The sequence below is a fragment of the Truepera sp. genome, from assembly GCA_032027045.1.
In the GTDB taxonomy this organism is placed as follows: Bacteria; Deinococcota; Deinococci; order Deinococcales; family Trueperaceae; genus JAAYYF01.
Window position 1 is genome coordinate 992,596 of sequence record JAVSMU010000001.1, and the last position, 15,950, is coordinate 1,008,545.

13 protein-coding genes are annotated in these 15,950 nt (G+C 70.6%); 8 read left to right on the forward strand and 5 right to left on the reverse strand.

The window, feature by feature from the left end; translation table 11 throughout:
- Window positions 1-15: 15 nt before the first annotated feature.
- The 3 genes from ROY82_04430 to rplM form a co-directional block, all read right to left on the reverse strand.
- A complete protein-coding gene (locus ROY82_04430) occupies window positions 16-819 on the reverse strand; it encodes an undecaprenyl-diphosphate phosphatase (GenBank protein ID MDT3681715.1) in 804 nt (267 codons plus the stop codon).
- Between the two features lie 133 nt (window positions 820-952).
- Complete coding sequence (gene rpsI, locus ROY82_04435) at window positions 953-1,339, reverse strand: 30S ribosomal protein S9 (GenBank protein MDT3681716.1); 387 nt, start codon at window positions 1,337-1,339, stop codon at window positions 953-955.
- Window positions 1,339-1,764 carry a 50S ribosomal protein L13 gene (rplM, locus tag ROY82_04440; GenBank protein ID MDT3681717.1) on the reverse strand — a complete coding sequence of 142 codons (426 nt, stop codon included), beginning with the start codon at window positions 1,762-1,764 and terminating at the stop codon, window positions 1,339-1,341. Before rplM ends, rpsI begins: the two co-directional genes overlap by 1 nt.
- A gap of 202 nt (window positions 1,765-1,966) precedes the next feature.
- Here rplM and ROY82_04445 point away from each other — a divergent pair, with 202 nt between their 5' ends.
- From ROY82_04445 to ROY82_04465, 5 genes are all read left to right on the forward strand, one after another.
- A complete protein-coding gene (locus tag ROY82_04445; GenBank protein ID MDT3681718.1) occupies window positions 1,967-4,360 on the forward strand; it encodes a penicillin acylase family protein in 2,394 nt (797 codons plus the stop codon).
- Window positions 4,357-5,451 (forward strand): hypothetical protein, encoded by a 1,095-nt coding sequence (locus ROY82_04450; protein ID MDT3681719.1) that lies wholly within the window; start codon window positions 4,357-4,359, stop codon window positions 5,449-5,451. The genes ROY82_04445 and ROY82_04450 overlap by 4 nt, the downstream gene beginning before the upstream one ends.
- Complete coding sequence (locus tag ROY82_04455) at window positions 5,444-7,396, forward strand: ATP-binding protein (protein MDT3681720.1); 1,953 nt, start codon at window positions 5,444-5,446, stop codon at window positions 7,394-7,396. Before ROY82_04450 ends, ROY82_04455 begins: the two co-directional genes overlap by 8 nt.
- 113 nt (window positions 7,397-7,509) lie before the next feature.
- Window positions 7,510-8,670, forward strand: coding sequence for an exonuclease SbcCD subunit D C-terminal domain-containing protein (locus ROY82_04460; GenBank protein MDT3681721.1), 1,161 nt, complete (start codon window positions 7,510-7,512; stop codon window positions 8,668-8,670).
- A complete protein-coding gene (locus ROY82_04465; GenBank protein MDT3681722.1) occupies window positions 8,667-11,555 on the forward strand; it encodes an SMC family ATPase in 2,889 nt (962 codons plus the stop codon). Before ROY82_04460 ends, ROY82_04465 begins: the two co-directional genes overlap by 4 nt.
- 60 nt (window positions 11,556-11,615) lie before the next feature.
- Here the strand turns inward: ROY82_04465 and nrdR are convergent, their stop codons facing one another.
- Together nrdR and ROY82_04475 are read right to left on the reverse strand one after the other, a co-directional pair.
- The gene (gene nrdR, locus ROY82_04470; protein MDT3681723.1) at window positions 11,616-12,074 is read right to left on the reverse strand and encodes a transcriptional regulator NrdR; all 459 of its coding nucleotides are present in this window, start codon (window positions 12,072-12,074) and stop codon (window positions 11,616-11,618) included.
- A 6-nt stretch (window positions 12,075-12,080) separates the two neighbouring features.
- Window positions 12,081-13,325: an SDR family NAD(P)-dependent oxidoreductase gene (locus tag ROY82_04475; GenBank protein ID MDT3681724.1), complete on the reverse strand. Its 1,245-nt coding sequence runs from the start codon at window positions 13,323-13,325 to the stop codon at window positions 12,081-12,083.
- A 78-nt stretch (window positions 13,326-13,403) separates the two neighbouring features.
- Between ROY82_04475 and ROY82_04480 the strand changes: the two genes are divergently transcribed.
- The 3 genes from ROY82_04480 (at window position 13,404) to ROY82_04490 (ending at window position 15,903) form a co-directional block, all read left to right on the forward strand.
- Window positions 13,404-13,946 (forward strand): polymer-forming cytoskeletal protein, encoded by a 543-nt coding sequence (locus ROY82_04480; GenBank protein ID MDT3681725.1) that lies wholly within the window; start codon window positions 13,404-13,406, stop codon window positions 13,944-13,946.
- 132 nt (window positions 13,947-14,078) lie between these two features.
- The gene (gene accD / locus ROY82_04485; GenBank protein ID MDT3681726.1) at window positions 14,079-14,966 is read left to right on the forward strand and encodes an acetyl-CoA carboxylase, carboxyltransferase subunit beta; all 888 of its coding nucleotides are present in this window, start codon (window positions 14,079-14,081) and stop codon (window positions 14,964-14,966) included.
- A complete protein-coding gene (locus ROY82_04490; GenBank protein ID MDT3681727.1) occupies window positions 14,950-15,903 on the forward strand; it encodes an acetyl-CoA carboxylase carboxyltransferase subunit alpha in 954 nt (317 codons plus the stop codon). Before accD ends, ROY82_04490 begins: the two co-directional genes overlap by 17 nt.
- The last annotated feature ends 47 nt before the right edge of the window (window positions 15,904-15,950 follow it).

Below are 15,950 nucleotides of genomic sequence, written 5' to 3' on the forward strand. Positions count from 1 at the left end.
AGCGGCCCGCGGGGCTCAACCGGCGAAGGCGAGGTAGACGAGCGTGAAGGCCGAGAGCGCCCACAGGTAGGGCGAGAAGACGCGGAATCGGCCCCGGCGCAGGAGTGCGAACACGACGCGCAGCGCGAGGTAACCGACCGCGAACGATGACACCAACATGGCGGCGAGGGGTGCCAGTTCGATGTCGGCGGCCAACACGTCCTTGGCGCCGACCACGGCCACCCCGAAGGAGACGACCAAGTAGAGGAGGAAGGAGAGCCTGGGCGCTAAGTCCTTGTCGACGCCGCGCCAGAGTAGCGCCGAGATGGTGGAGCCGCTGCGCGAGATGCCCGGGACGACGGCCAGGCCCTGAGCCACCCCCGCCACGAGCGCGTCCAGGAAGGTGACCTTGCGCACCGCGTGCTTGCCGCCCTCGCGGGGTGCGAACCAGAGGATGAGTCCGGTGACGGCGAGCGCGATGGCGACGGGCAGCGGCGCGTTAAGGCGCTCGAACACGGGCTTGAGTAGGAGCGCCAGGATGACCGTCGGGACGCTGCCGGCCAGGACGAGGAGGGCGAGGTGCCAGCCGGGTTCCTGGCGCGCTTCGGCCGAGCCCAGGCCGCGCGCGAACCCCGTGACGGCCGCCCCCACGTCGCGCCGCAGGTAGACCAGCACGGCCAGCAGGGTGCCGGTGTTGGTCGCGATGTCGACCCATAGCTCCAACGAGTCGCCCCAACCCAGGAAGTAGTGGGCCAGAACCAGGTGGCCCGAACTCGACACGGGGAGGAACTCCGTGAGGCCCTGAACGATGCCGAGTAAGGTGGCTTGGATGACGGTCAAGTGGCGGCCCGCTTCATGTCCACCGCGCGCGCCTCACGCGAGCGGTGGGTGGCGAAAAGAGAAGCGAGACGCTGCCGGAGCGCCTCGCTTTCGGTGTCGAGTCAGGGCTGGACAGCGTCTCACCCTTCGGCGGTCAGCGCTTGCTGTACTGCGGAGCCTTGCGGGCCTTCTTGAGGCCGTAGAGCTTGCGCTCGACGATGCGCGCGTCGCGCGTGAGGTGGCCCTTGTCCTTCAGGACGGGGCGGTAATTGGGGTCGATCTTGAGTAGCGCCCGGGCAACGCCGAGCTTGATGGCGTCGGCTTGACCGCTCGGACCGCCACCCTTGACGGTGATGTAGGCGTCGTAACGACCCGCGGTGTTGGTGTCCTTCAGTGGTTCCAGCGCCTGCACGCCGGCCAGGATGCCGCGGAAGTACTCCTGGAACTCGCGGCCGTTGACCGAGATGCGACCGTTACCGGGGCGTAAGAACACCCGGGCCACGGCCTCCTTGCGGCGACCGGTACCGTAGAACTGCTCCATCAAGCCAACTCCATCTTCCTGGGCTGCTGCGCCTCGTGCGGGTGAGCCTCGCCGGCGTAGACCTTGAGGCGGCGGATGAGGCGGCGCCCCATGCGGGTCTTGGGCAACATGCCCCACACCGCGTGCTCGAGAACTCGAACGGGATGCTTGTCGAGCATCTCCCGCGCCGTGGTCTCCCTCAGGCCACCCTGGTAGCCCGTGTAGCGGCGGTAGACCTTCTGATCCAGCTTGTTGCCCGTGAACTGCACCTTCTCGGCGTTGACCACGATGACGAAGTCGCCGCCGGGCTGGTTGGGCGTGTAGCTGGGCTTGTGCTTACCCTTCAACAGGGAGGCGATCTGCGTTGCGAGCCGGCCCACGCGCTGACCGGCCGCATCGATGACGACCCAGTCGTTGTTGGGCTCGGTTGGAAAGTAAGTCTTCACGTTAGTCACGTCCTTGCGAAGCTTTGCCGGTTATCGACGTGGCAAAAGCAACATGCCAAAGGGGACTCTACCACGGGGCGGCGCGCCCTGTACAGGCCGCCGCCTCGCGCCGCCATCAGCCGGGTCTCCGCTAAGATGGCGACACTGCCAATCCGGGTCCTGATCCTGCTTCGCTCCAGGCCCGACTTCACGGGGTGAGACTATGAGGTTGTTAGGTCGCGTCGTCCTGGTTCTCCTCCTGCTCGTCGTCGTCTTGGTGGCCGGCGGGTACTTCTATCTCCGCACGTCGTTGCCCAAGGTCTCGGGCGAGGTGAGGGTAAAGGGACTCGAAGGCCCCGTCGAGATCGTAAGGGACGCCGACGCCGTGCCTCACATCTACGCGAGCAGCCACGCCGACGCCGTCTTCGGGCTCGGCTTCGTTCACGCCCAGGACCGGCTGTGGCAGATGGAGTTCCAGCGCCGCGTGGGTAGTGGACGCCTGTCCGAGGTGATCGGTGAGGCCACGGTGTCCACCGACCGCTTCATCAGGACGCTCGGCATCGAGCAGGCGGCGGAGAGCGGTCTGGAGGCCCTGTCGCCCGAAGCGCGCGGCCTCATCGACGCTTACGTGGCGGGCATCAACGCCTACCTCGCCCAGCGGCGGGGCGCGTTGCCCGTCGAGTTCCTGCTGCTCGGCTTCGAACCCGCGCCGTTCGAGCCCGTGGACGTGCTCGTCTGGGCGAAGATGATGGCCTGGGACCTGGGTGACAACTGGAGCGACGAGCTGCTCCGCGCCCAGCTCGTCAAGCAGCTGGCGCCCGCCGACGTGAGCGCCATGATCGCCGAACTCTGGCCCGGCTACGACGACGCCGCCACGGTAGTGGTGCCGGAGGGCGCGGCCGAGTACCTGAGGGACCTCGACGTGACGGCGCTCCTCGAGCTCGCGGGCCCGCCGAAGCCCGACGGCTACGGCTCCAACAACTGGGTGCTCTCGGGCGACGTCACCGCGACCGGCAAGCCCATCCTGGCCAACGACCCGCACCTCAGCCTGCAGGCCCCGTCGCTCTGGTACTTCGCGCACCTCGTCGCTCCCGGTGTCAACGTCATGGGGGCGACGCTGCCCGGCACCCCGGCCGTGCTGCTCGGACGCACCGACCGTCACGCCTGGGGCTTCACCAACAACGGCGCCGACGTGCAGGACCTGTTCCTCGAGAGGCTCGACCCCAGCGACGCGGGGCGCTACCTGACCCCCGACGGCTCCGAACCGTTCACCACGCGCCAGGAGGTCATCAAGGTGAAGGGCCAGGATGACGTCGTCGTGCAGGTTCGCAGCACGCGTCACGGACCCGTGATCTCCGACGTCGACTCGCGCTCGAGAGAGGTCGCCGGCGGTCCCCTCGGCGGCCCGGACGAGGTCCTGGCGTTCTCCTGGACCGCGCTGGCGCCGGGCGACCGCACCATCGAAAGCGTGCTCGGGATGAACACGGCCACCAGCTGGGGCGAGTTCGAAGACGCGCTCGAGCTCTTCGTGGCGCCCATGCAGAACATCGTCTACGCGGACGTGGACGGCGTTGTCGCCTACTACGCCCCGGCCCACGTGCCGATCCGTGCCGGCGGCATCGGCGCCGTGCCCACGCGCGGCTGGACGGGCGAGGGTGACTGGATCGGCCAGGTGCCGTTCGACGCGCTGCCGCACGTGATCCAGCCCGCCAGCGGCCGCATCGTCACCGCCAACCAGCGCGTGGTGCCGGAGGACTATCCCTACTACCTGACGCGCGACTGGACGGCTCCGTACCGCGCCGAGCGCATCAACGCGCTGCTCGACGGCCAGGAGCGGGCCACCGTCGATTACTCGGTCGCCACTCAACTCGACCAGGTGTCGCTGATGGCCCGCGAGTTCGTCCCGCTGGCGCAGAACGCTCCGGCCGCCACCGACGGGGCCAAGAAGCTCCAGGCCATGCTCGTGGGCTTCGACGGCGACATGGTCATGGGCTCGCCGGCACCACTGGCCTTCGCCGCCTGGTACCGGCGGTTCGCGTACTCGCTCTACCAGGACGACCTGGGCGACGTGACCTCGAGCTTCTTCAACCTACGCCCCGACCTCACGCGCGCCATCTTGGCGGGCGAGCCCGACTGGTGCGACGACAAGAACACCCCCGGCATAGAGACCTGCGAGCAGATGGCGGCGCTCGCGCTCGACTCCGCCTGGACCGAACTGGTCGCCGCCTTCGGGGCCGACACCTCGAAGTGGAACTGGGGCAAGGCGCACCAGGCGGTTCAGGAGCACGCGGTGTTGGGCAGCACGCCCTTGGCACCCATCGCCAACCTGCGGGTGCCGAACGGCGGCGACGGCTTCAGCGTCGACGCTGCCGGTTACGGCCTGAAGTTCGGCAACTTCGACCAGACCCACGGACCGGGCTACCGCGCCGTCTACGACCTCGCCGGCGGCGGCGGCTGGTTCATCCACGGCACGGGCCAGTCGGGCAACCTCCTCTCGAGGCGCTACCGCGACTTCATGGACAGGTGGCAGCAGGGCGACATGATCCCCATGCGGATGACGCGTGGTGAAGCCGAGAAGGGCGCCGTCGGCACGCTGCGCTTGCAACCGGGGCAGTGACCGGGCCCGGCGAGGCGACGAGCGGTCCACGCCGGCGGCTGAGGCTGGAGCCGTGGGGCGTGGGGCACGCCGGATCTCTCCAGGACGGCGGCGACCCAGGAGTCGACGATCCCGGACCCGACGACGGCGCGACGCTCACCGACGCGGCGGTGTCGGTCGAGCTTCCCCTTGGCGACTGGCGCGGGCTCCGGCCCGCCGCACCCACGCGCATCGGCCGCGCCCTGTTCCTGGACGGCGTCAGGCGCGTGGAGGCGCGGGGCATGCTCGAAGGCGACCGCCAGGTGTTCGCCGCCCTCGGTGGCTGCGCCGTCGGCGCGGTCGAGTGCCGGCTCGCAGGCGAGGCGCCCGCGCGCTTCGTGGGCGAGCCCATCATCGAGCGCTGGTGCGTGATCGCCACCGACGAGCTGGTCGAACCGGACCTCGAGATCCCCAGCGGTGCCGGCGCCGCGCCGCTGCGCTACCGGGCCGTAGCGGCCGCCGGCACCGACTACCAGGCCCCGGTGGAGCACCTGCAGCGGCTCATGCGCGAGGCCGAGGGCCGGCTCGCGTCGAACCTCCGCATCCGCATGGCCGAGGTGGACGGCGCGGATCCAAGGGGCGGCACCTCCATCCTGATCTGCGACGGCCCCCGCCCCTTCGTCGGCGCCGACGCGCGCGTCGTGGGTTACCTGAAGACCGTGCAGCGCCAGCGCCTGCCGGGGGCCGCCTTCGAGGTGGTAAAGCGGCTGGAGGAGGGCGAGCGTTCGCCCATCTACCTGGTGGGGCAGGGCGGCAACGCGCGCTTCGAGTGGTACGTGCGCTTGCGCGACCCGCGCCCGTGGCTTCACTCGCTGGCCGGCAGCGTGCGCCTCCAGGCCCACGCCGGCGAGCGGCCCGCTGAGCTGTTGGCCGCCGCGCAGGGCGTGGCCGACTGGAGCGCGGAGCACCTACCCCGCTTCGGCACGCGCGCGCACCAGGACCCCCGCGCGCCGCAACAACTGCTGCCCGTGCACGCGTTGGAGGAGACGCTGCGCCGCCGGCTTGGCAGTGCGCCCCTGCTGCGCCGCCGCATCGAGGTGGCGCTGGCCGAGGGGGTGGCGGCTCATGCCTGAGCGGTCCGCGCCGCTCGGACGCGTGCTCGGCACCGAGGACGCGACGCCGGTGGCGTTCTGGTTCGTGGTTCAGCCGGGCCGCAAGGTGCGGCTCGATGACGTCGTCATGGTCCGCACCGCCGACCCCACCGAACCGGACCCCGGCGTGGCGGGCGAAGCGGTCGGCGGCCAACCGACCCTTCCTGGGGGGCGGGGGGTTACGTTCTACGGCGTCGTCGACCAGGTGAGGCGGCGGCACGAGGGGCTGCAGTTCGAGGGCGACACGAACCTCGTGGCCGAGGGCCTCATGCCGGCAGCCGAGAGCTACGCCGCGCACGTGCTGGTCACGCGCCTCGAGCCCGAGGAGTTCCTGCCGCCGGCGCCGGGCGACCCCGTGCTAGCGGCTACCGGTGAGGCGTTGGAGCGGGCGCTCTACGTCGACGGCATGTCCGCCCGCCTCGGCGCCGGGCTGCTGCGCAGCGGCGACCCTGCCTACCTGAACCTCGACTTCGTCGACGGCACCCGCGGCGCTCACGTCAACATCTCGGGCATCTCGGGCGTGGCCACCAAGACGAGCTACGCCCTCTTCCTGCTCTACTCGCTGTTCCACGACCGGTCGGGCCGCGACGGCAAGCCACTCCTCAAGGACCCGGGCTCGGCCCGGGCGGTCGTGTTCAACGTCAAGGGTGAAGACCTGCTCTTCATCGACCAACCCAACCGGCGGGTGGCGGAGGAGGAGGCGCAGTGGATGAGCCGCAACGGCGCCTCCAGGGGCCGTTACGAAGCACTCGGGCTGCACGCGGGCCCCTTCGAGAGCTGCGCGCTTCACGCCCCACCGCAGGCCACGCCGGGGGGCACGCTCGTGGCCGACGTGCAGCAGCGCGACGGCGTTAGCCCGTTCGTGTGGACCCTCCGCCAGTTCTGCCTCGAGCGCATGCTGCCCTTCGCGTTCGCCGACGTGAGCAGCATGTCGCAACTGGAGTTCTTGCTGCAGCACGTGGAGGAGCGCCTCCATCAGCTGGCCCGCGCTCAGGGGGGCACGGCCGCCGCCCTGGAGGTGCCCGAGCGACTGCCCGGGGACGACGCCTCCAGGCGCGCGCGCGCCGAGAAGTCGGCGCAACGCATCGACGAGGCGGAGGGACTGACGTTCGAGGCCCTTGGCGCCGCCTCCGCGAGCGGTTCCGGGCAGAAGTTGACGACTTTCGCTGAACTCGTCGACTACCTGCAGTTCAAGCTCCTGGACGAGGGGGCCGACGATGGCGACGTGGAGCGGGGCGGGGAACGCAGCGGCGGCGACCCGAGCTGGACGGCCCGGCAGTCGCGCGGCACGCGCGAGGCGTTCATCCGCCGCCTGCGCGGCGCCCAGAAGCACCTTTCCAGGCTCATCCGCGGCGACCTCGGCGCCCGTGCGCTGGAGGCGGCTCGCCTCGACGTGCTGGGTTCGCAGAAGCAGGTGCACGTGATCGACATCCACCAGTTGGCGCCCCTGGCGCAGATGTTCGTGGTGGGCGTCACGCTGCGGGGCCTGTTCGCTGCCAAGGAGGCGGGGCACAGGGGCAAGCTGTTCGTCGTCTTGGACGAGCTCAACAAGTACGCGCCGGCCGAGGGCTCGAGCCCGATCAAGGACGTCTTGCTCGACATCGCGGAGCGCGGCCGCAGCCTAGGCGTCATCCTGATAGGCGCCCAGCAGACGGCCAGCGAGGTCGAGCGGCGGATCGTGGGCAACGCCGCCGTGCGCGTGGCCGGTCGGCTCGACGCCGCCGAGGCCGAGCGGTCCGAGTACCGCTTCATGCCCGCCTCCACCAGGGCGCGGACCACCATCCTGGCGCCGGGGACGATGATCCTGCACCAGCCCGACGTGCCCACCCCGGTACTCGTCACGTTCCCGTTCCCGGCGTGGGCCACGCGGGCCGAGGAACGCGACACGCGCGTGAGCGACGAGGAGGCAGGCGGCCTGCTGCTCTAAGCCAGCGCCCGCGGCCCGCGTCACTAGTTGCCGCGCCCGCGGCCCGCGTCACTAGTTGCCGCGCCCGCGGCCCGCGTCACTAGTTGCCGCGGCCCCCGCTTACACTTACCGGCATGAAGCTGCTCCATACGGCCGACTGGCATGCCGGGCGGAACCTTCACGGCGTCGACCGCACGGCCGAGGTGCGCGCTGCCCTGTCCGAGGTCGCCGAGCTGGCCAAGGTCGAGGCGGTGGACCTCGTGGTCGTCGCCGGAGACGTCTACGACAACCGCAACCCCAGCGCGGCGGCCGAGGAGGCCGTCTACGACTTCTTCCTCGAGGTCTCGGGCGCCGGCATCCCCAGCGTGGTCATCGCCGGCAACCACGACTCACCGCAGCGGCTGGACGCCGTGGGGAGCGTGCTGCGGCTCGCCAACGTGCACGTGGTGGGAGCCTACCGGCCCGCCGGCGCCGGCGGCGCGTTCGAGCTGGACCTCGGTGGCGAGCGCGTGAGGGTGGCGGCGTTACCGTTCCTATCCGAGCGCCGCATGATCGCTGCCGCCAACCTGATCGAGTGGGGCCCGGGCGAACAGCACGACCAGTACCGCCAGGTCATGCGCAAGCTGGTCGACAACTTGACGGGAGACATGGACGGCAGCTCCGTCAACCTGCTGCTCATGCACACGACGTTCGAGGGCGCCACGCTCGCCAACTCCGAGTACGTGTTCCACAGCACGAACGCGTACACGGTCCCGGCGTCGATAGTGCCCGAAGCCGTCTCCTACGCCGCCCTCGGCCACATCCACAAGCCGCAGGCGGTGCAGGGCCTGGCCGAGAACAAGGCGCGCTACCCCGGGAGCCTCCTGCAGCTCGACTTCGGCGAGGCCGGCGACGCCCGCAGCGTGGTGCTCGCGGAGTTGGCGGCCGGCCGCCCGACGGAGTACCGCCTGCACCAGCTGGCGGCCGGCAAGCCGCTCAAGCGCGTCGTCGCCTCGGAGGAAGAGCTCGAACGGCGCGTCCTAGAGCTGGCGAGTTTCGACGGCTGGCTCAAGCTCGTCGTGCGTTTGCAGCGGCCACGCCCGGGGCTCAAGGAGCGGCTGCAGCAGGACCTTCCCAACCTGCTGCTGGTCGAGCAGCAGCTGCCCGGCGAGGAGGAGGACGACGAGGCGTTCGACTTGGAGGCCCTCTCATTGGTGGACTCCTTCCGCGAGTACCTCCGAACCGAACGCGGCGACCAGGGGCAAGACGAGCTCGTGAAGCTGTTCGAGAAGCTGCACGACGAGGTCACGCCTTGACGCCCGTCAAGCTCGAACTCGAGGGCTTCACCTGCTACCGGCAGCGGGCCGTCATCGATTGGAGCGCCTCCGAAGTGGAGCTGTTCGCCGTCACCGGGCCCACCGGCGCCGGCAAGTCCACGCTCCTCGACGCCATCACGTACGCCCTGTACGGCCAGACGCCAAGGCTCGGCGGCCGCGGCCTGGAATCGTTGTTGAGCCCTGGAGCCACCGCGATGTTCGTGCAGCTCACCTTCCGCGCCGCTCGCGGCCTGTTCCGGGTGACGCGGGCCGCGCAGCGCAAGCCTTCCGGGGTGGCGACGGAAGTACGGGTAGAGAAAGCCGACGTGAACGCGGTCGCCACCGGTGGGTGGCAGCAGTTGCCAGAGAGCGAGCGGGTGCGCGAGGCGAACAGGCTCATCGAGGAGATCGTCGGCCTCGACTACTCGGGATTCACCCGCGCCGTCCTCCTCCCCCAGGGAGCCTTCGACGAGTTCCTGCGTGGCGATGCCGGTGAGCGGCGCCGCCTGCTCGTCGCGCTGCTCGGGCTCGACAGGGTGGAGCGCGTGCGTGAGCTGGCGAGCAGGCTCGGCCGCGAGGCCGAGGCGGTGGCCGGTGCCCTCAATACGCGGCTCGAGGAGGACTACAAGGAGGTGAGCGCGGCGGCGGTCCGGTCGCTCCAGGACCGAAAGCTCGAGCTCGAGGCGGCGGCCAAGGAGTCGGGCGCCGCCCTGCTGGAGCGGGAACGGTCGCTGGCCGTGGCCAGGGAGCGCGCCAGGTTGGAGCGTGCGCTCGACGCCCTGAGCCTCCGCCTCGAGAGGCTGACTGCAGCGGCGCCGACCGTGGCGGCGCTGGACGCCGAGCTGGAGGCGGCGCGCCGCGCGCACATGTTGACGCCCGCCATCAACGCGCAGGCCAAGGCCGAAGAGCGCGCCCTGGTGGCCGCGGCGGAACTCGAACGCGCGGCGGCCGACGCAACCGCGCGCGCCGCGGAGGCCGAGGCGGCGAACCGCGAGGTCGAAGCGGCGCGGGCCCTGCTGGAGCAGCGGGCGCCGCTCATTGAGCGCGAGTTGGCCGCGTTGCAGGAAGTGGCGCCCGCCCTCGCCCGGTTGCGCACGTTGGGCGGCGGGCTGGAGCTCGCCCCCGGCGCGGCGCGTGCCGGCTGGCTCGACGAGGACGCGTGGAACGCCCTACAGGTAGCCGAGGGGCAACTGCCGGCGCTGGTCCGCGTGGTGGCCGCCATGGAGGCGGCGGAGCGGCGCCTGGCAGCGGCCAAGAAGGCCGAGGCGGCCGCCCTCACGCGCGTGGCGGCACTCACCAGCGACCTCGAGCGGCGGACCCGGGAGGGCACGCAACTGCAGGCCGAGGCGGCACGGCTCACCGCGGCTCACCATGCGGCGCTGCGCGAAGACGCCGCGGCCACTGTCAGGGCGCACGTCCACGTTGGCGATCCCTGCCCAGTTTGCGGCAACGTCGTGACCGCGTTGGCGGAGGCAGGAGAGCTTTCGGAGGTGGCTGCCGCCGAGGAGGCCGCCAAGGCGGCGGAAGCCCGGCTGAACGAGGCCAGGACCGCCTACAGCCAGGCGAGAGCCGACCTCGAGGGCGCCAAGGCGAGGCACGAGGCCGCGGGTACAGCCGTTTCCGAGGCGATCGCCGCCGCCGAGGCCGCCGCCGAGGCGCGAGCGGAGGCGGTCGAGCGGTTACAGGGTGCGCTGGGTTCCGCGGGTTCCGCCGGCGAGCTCGATGTGAAACGCGTCGAGGAGGCACTGAGGGGTGCGCGCCTGGAAGCGCTGGCCGCTCACGCGCGGGCGATCCTCGACTTCCTGGGGGCGGCCGGAGTGGTCGTCGCCGACCCGGCGGCGTTCGAGCCTGAAGAGTATGCCGAGGTGCTGAAGAGCGGCCTGGCGGGAACCAGGGCGGCGCTGGAGGCGGCCGCGTCCAGACTCGCCCAGGCCGAACGCCTGGCGGCGCGTGCCGCCGCCGACCGCGACAACGCGGCGAGCCGCGCCACTCAGGCGCGCAGCGACGCCCAGGCCGCGGCCGCCGCCGTGGCAACGGCCGCGGCCGCCGGGGGCTTCGCCGACCTCGCCGAGGCGCGCGCCGCGGTGCGTGGCGAGCAGCGGATGGAGGAGCTTGCCGTCCGCGTGGGCGAGCACAGGCAGGAACTCAACACCGCCCAGCGCTCGGAGGTGGAGCTCCGGGCCGAGTTGGCGAAGCAACCCCTGCTGCCCGACCCGGAACGACTCGGCCCGATCGGCCTGGCGGAAAGGCTGGGGCAGGAGTTGGAGGAGGCACGCGAGCGGCGCACGGAGCTGGCGGCAGAACTGGCCACCGTGGAGGACCGGTTGGCAACGGCCGCGGAACGCCTGGAGCGCAAGAGGCAACTGAGCAGCGACCTGGCCGCGCAGCGCGGCCAGGCGGAGATCCACAAGCAGCTCGCCCTCGACCTGCGAAGCGACCGCTTCCAGGAGTACTTGATGACGCGGGTGCAGCAGCGGCTGGCGCGGCGCGCCTCGGCCATCATCCGCAGCGTCACGGACGGGCGCTTCGACCTTCACCTGCTCGACGGCGATTACCTCGTCGCCGACGCCTGGGCGGGCGGCGAGCTGCGCAGCGCCAGGACCCTGTCGGGGGGCGAGAGCTTCGTCGCGAGCCTCGGCCTGGCGCTGGCGCTATCCGACACGCTCGCCGGCAACGCCGCGCTCGGCGCGCTGTTCCTCGACGAGGGCTTCGGCACCTTGGACCGGGCCACCTTGGAGAGCGTGACCACGGTCCTCGAGTCGTTGACCAGCGAGGGGCGCATGGTGGGCGTCATCACGCACGTCCCCGAACTCAGCGAACGCCTGCCCGCGAGGCTGGTGGTGACGAAGGGCCAGGGCGGCTCGACCGTGGCCTGGGACGCCTGAGTCACCTGGCGGGCAGCTCGGGGGGCTGCTCACGGGGCTGCGGGAAGCGCCATCGCGGGCTCAGTTCTTGGCGCCGCCTCTGTCCTCGAGGTCTCGTATCTCCTCGATGAAGCGGTCCACCGACTCGAAGTCGCCGTAGACGCTCAGGAATCGGATGTAAGAGACGCTGTCCGCGTCTTGCAAGAACTGCAGGACGCGCCCGCCGATCTCCTCGCTGGCGATCTCGGGTGTGCCCGTCTCGTCCTCGAACGAGTAAGCGAACTCGCGCAACTGCTTCTCGCTCACCGGCCGCTTGTTGCAGGCTATGCGCAGCTTATCCAAGAGCTTGTCGGGGTTGAACGCCTCCAGCCGGCCGGAGCGCTTGCGCACCATGAGCGCCTCGAACTGGGCGCGCTCGTAGGTGGTGAAGCGGCGCGAGCAGGCCACGCACTCCCGCCGCCGCCTGATGGCCGCGCCCTCGTCGGACGGCCGCGAGTTGATGACGCGCGTGTCCTCGGCGGAACAGTACGGGCACCTCATGGCGGATCAGGGTAGCCGGCGCCGGCTACCGGGCCAGCGCTGGTCTCCCGCGTCGCCCTCGCGCGCGGGGTCGTCGCCTTCGAGGCCGAGGCCGTCGAGTCGCCTGAGGTCGCCGTAAAGGTCGTTCGCGGTCTCCTGGTCCGAGGCGTACGAGCCGCCGCCCTCCTCGGCCACCAGGTGCCTGAGGGCGGGACCCTCGGGCAGGCCCATCTCGGAGGCCCAGTAATCCGAGTCGTCATCCGCTTCGTCCTCGAGGCTGTCGTCGGGCCCGTCGTCGGGCCCGCCGGCGTAGGGGCCGAGGCCGGTTTCCGGCTCGTGGCCCGGGCCGAACCCGAGCCCTGAATCCGAACCTTCGCCGGGCCCGAAACCGGGATAGCCGTGCGCCTGGCGACCATTGCCGGAACGTCCTTGTTCGTCTGCGTAGTCGTCCGCCTCGAACTCGCGGACCGGGCGGCCCGGCCGCCTGAGCCCCGGCGCGCCCAGGAGGGTGTTGGTGTCCTCGAGCTCGTCGTCAGCGGCGCCCCAACCGCCGAAGGGGTCGTCGTCCGACTGCCGTGCCGATTCGTCGAGTGCGGCCAGCACCTCGGGAAGGAGGTTCTCGGCCACCCGGGGCGGTTGCGGCAGCTCCACGTCGACGACCTGCCCGCTCACACCCGTCGCCTCCGGTGAGCCCAGGAAGCGCACGGTCCGGACCAGCGCCTGGTCGTGGCGGGGGTCGGACGGGGACCGCGAGGGTATGACGAGGTTCACGCGCGGGTACGCGAAACGGTGGCTGAAGCCGACCACCATCTGCTTCAGCGCGCCCTGCACGGTGTGCATCTGCACGGAGTCCAGCGCCGGCGGCGCCACCACCACCACCCAACCGCCGCTCAACAGGCGTGCCGCGGCCTTCATCGCCAGGTAGGTGGAGCGTACGTTCTCGGCCAGCAACTCGAAGAACTCCGCCTCCGCGAGGTCTTCGAACGGCGTGGTGCTCACGTGCGAGGCGAGGTGGACCACGCCGCCCAGGGCCCCGAAGATCTCCATCACCTTGTGATACGACGCGAGGACGTCCATCTGCGTCGTCATGTCTGCTTGGATGGGAATCGCTTGGCCGCCGAGCTCCTCGACCTCGGCGGCGGTCTTGGCGGCCAGGTCCACGTCGCGGTCCGCGCAGACGACGTGGTACTTGGCCCGCCCGTACGCCAACGCGACGGCGCGGCCGTAACCCATGCCGACGTTGGTGACGAGGACGACCTTCGCGCTTTCCATTGCCGTAGGATACGACGCACCAAGGGTACCCTCAACCGATGCGCAAGACACGGCGAAGTTGGCCGACAAGGAGGCCAGATGTTCAGACGACGCAACCCCGAAACCGAACCGGCGCCGGCCCGAGAACCCTTCACCTACATCCACCAAGACACCGTCCTGACCGGCGAGCTGGTCGCGAAGGGCCGCGTGCGCGTGCACGGGAAGGTGCGGGGAAACGTCCGCGTGACCGGCGTGCTGGAAGTGGCGGAGTCCGGGACGGTGGAGGCCGAGAGGCTGGAAGCGGACGAGGTGAAGATCATCGGCCTTGTGAGGGCCGGGCAACTCGTCGTCAGCGGTAAGGTCGAGATCTGGAAGGGCGGTGAGCTCGTGGGGGACGTGAAGGCCGCAGCTCTCGACATCGAAGATGGCGCGCGCTTCACGGGCCGGAGCGAGATGACGGGCGACGCTGGAGCAGGCGCGGCCCCGGAGTCCGGCGGGCGGCGGCGGGAGGCGACAACCGCACCACCACGCGCCGACGAGCCCCCGGCGGGCCCGGTCGACGAGCCCCCGGCGGGCCCGGTCGACGAGCCGGAGGCCCCCGCCCGGACGGCGCAACCGGTCGGCGAGCTGGAGTCGAGCTAGCGCCGTTGCTGCCGGAATCCGCGCCACTCCGAGGGGCGCTTGGGCCGAACGCCCCTGCAGGGCTGCTATCATGCGGCGTGCACGACCGTTTCCTCACGTCGACTGAGGCTCCACCGGGGTCGAGGAGTGACGATGGCGCTTGAGCGTTGGTTCCGCCGGAACCGCCCCACCAAGAAAGAGGACGACAACAGCCCGGCGGGCCTCTGGCTCAAGTGTGAGAGCTGCAACGCCCAGATCTACCGCAAGGACCTCGTTGCCAACACCTACATCTGCCCCGAGTGCGGCCACCATTACCGCATGCCGGTGGAGGCGCGCATCGCGCTCCTGGCCGACGACGACTCCTTCGTGCCTTGGTCCGGGGACATCGAACCGCTGGACCCGCTCGAGTTCGTCGACGCGAAGCCGTACACGGAACGCCTCGAGGCTGCCCGCGAGAAGCAGGGCCGGCCCGACGCCATCGTGACGGGCGCCGCGCTCCTGAGCGGCCAGCCCGTGGCGCTCGTAGTCATGGACTTCTTCTTCATGGCCGGCTCCATGGGGTCGGTCGTAGGCGAGGAGATAGCCCGCGCCGCCGAGCGCGCTACCGACGAGGGGCGGGCGTTCGTCGCGATCACGGCGTCGGGTGGCGCCCGTATGCAAGAAGGGGCGCTCTCCCTCATGCAGATGGCCAAGACCACCGTGGCGCTCGAGGGGTTGGCGCGTAAGCACCTGCCTTACGTGAGCGTCCTGACCGACCCCACGACGGGCGGTGTCACGGCCTCGTTCGCGACCCTGGGCGACATCATCTTCGCGGAGCCCGGCGCACTCATCTCGTTCGCAGGACCGCGAGTCATACAGCAGACGATCCGCCAAGACCTGCCGGAGGGCTTCCAGCGCGCGGAGTTCCTCCTCCAGAAGGGCATGGTCGACGATGTCGTCGACCGCCGGGCGCTCAAGGGGCGCATCGCCGAGGTGCTGATGCTGCTGCGTGGGAGCCTTCCCGAGCCCGAGAAGGGGGTGGCCAGTGTCGCTGCCGTTTGAGAGGCCGATCGACGAACTAGAGGCGAAGATCCGCGACATGCGGGCCTACGCCGGCCAGCAGGAGATCGACCTGGGCAGCGAGATCGAGGCGCTGCAGGGCCGCCTCGACGGCCTCAAGCGCGAGACCTACGACAACCTCACGCGCTGGCAGCGGGTCCAGGTGGCTCGTGCCCCCGGCCGGCCGACGGGTCTCGATTACCTGCAGCACGCCTTCGAGGGCTTCGTGGAGCTTCACGGCGACCGCAACCTGGGCGACGACCCCGCCATCGTCACGGGGCTTGCGCGCCTGGGCGGGTCCAGCGTGGTCGTCATCGCCCAGCAGAAGGGCCGCGACACGAAGGAGAACATCCACCGGAACTTCGGCATGAGCCACCCGAGCGGTTACCGCAAGGCCATGCGCATGTTCGACCTGGCCGACAAGTTCCGGCTGCCCGTCATCTCGCTGATCGACACGCCGGGCGCGTACCCCGGGCTGGCCGCCGAGGAGCAGGGACAGGCGTGGGTCATCGCCGAGAGCATCCAGCGCATGGCGCGCCTGAAAGTGCCGGCCGTTAGCGTGGTGATAGGGGAAGGTGGCTCCGGTGGCGCCCTTGCCATCGGGGTGGCCAACAGGGTGTTGATTCTCGAGAACGCCATCTACTCGGTCATCAGCCCCGAGTCCTGCGCGGCGATCCTCTGGCGTGACGCGGGCGAGGCCGAGAAGGCCGCCGAGGCGTTACGCATCACGGCCCGGGACCTGATGGCTCTGGGCGTCGTCGACCGCGTCATCGCCGAGCCGCTCGGCGCCGCTCACAACAACCGCGACGCGGCCATGGAACTCGTGAAGCAGGCCCTGATCGAGGAACTGGCTCTGCTGGCGCCACTGACGCCCGAGCAACTGCTCGACTCGCGCTACCGCCGCTTCAGGTCATTGGGGAGTTTCCAGGCGGTCGCCTGAAGCCTCGAAGAGAACCGTCGAAAAGATCCCTCGGATGTGATCCGTCT

Coding starts and splice junctions, on each gene's coding strand:
- rpsI (MDT3681716.1), bottom strand. CDS start 1,339: ATGGAGCAGTTCTACGGTACCGGTCGCCGCAAGGAGGCCGTGGCCCGG.
- ROY82_04445 (MDT3681718.1), top strand. CDS start 1,967: ATGAGGTTGTTAGGTCGCGTCGTCCTGGTTCTCCTCCTGCTCGTCGTC.
- ROY82_04455 (MDT3681720.1), top strand. CDS start 5,444: ATGCCTGAGCGGTCCGCGCCGCTCGGACGCGTGCTCGGCACCGAGGAC.
- ROY82_04460 (MDT3681721.1), top strand. CDS start 7,510: ATGAAGCTGCTCCATACGGCCGACTGGCATGCCGGGCGGAACCTTCAC.
- nrdR (MDT3681723.1), bottom strand. CDS start 12,074: ATGAGGTGCCCGTACTGTTCCGCCGAGGACACGCGCGTCATCAACTCG.
- ROY82_04475 (MDT3681724.1), bottom strand. CDS start 13,325: ATGGAAAGCGCGAAGGTCGTCCTCGTCACCAACGTCGGCATGGGTTAC.
- ROY82_04480 (MDT3681725.1), top strand. CDS start 13,404: ATGTTCAGACGACGCAACCCCGAAACCGAACCGGCGCCGGCCCGAGAA.
- accD (MDT3681726.1), top strand. CDS start 14,079: ATGGCGCTTGAGCGTTGGTTCCGCCGGAACCGCCCCACCAAGAAAGAG.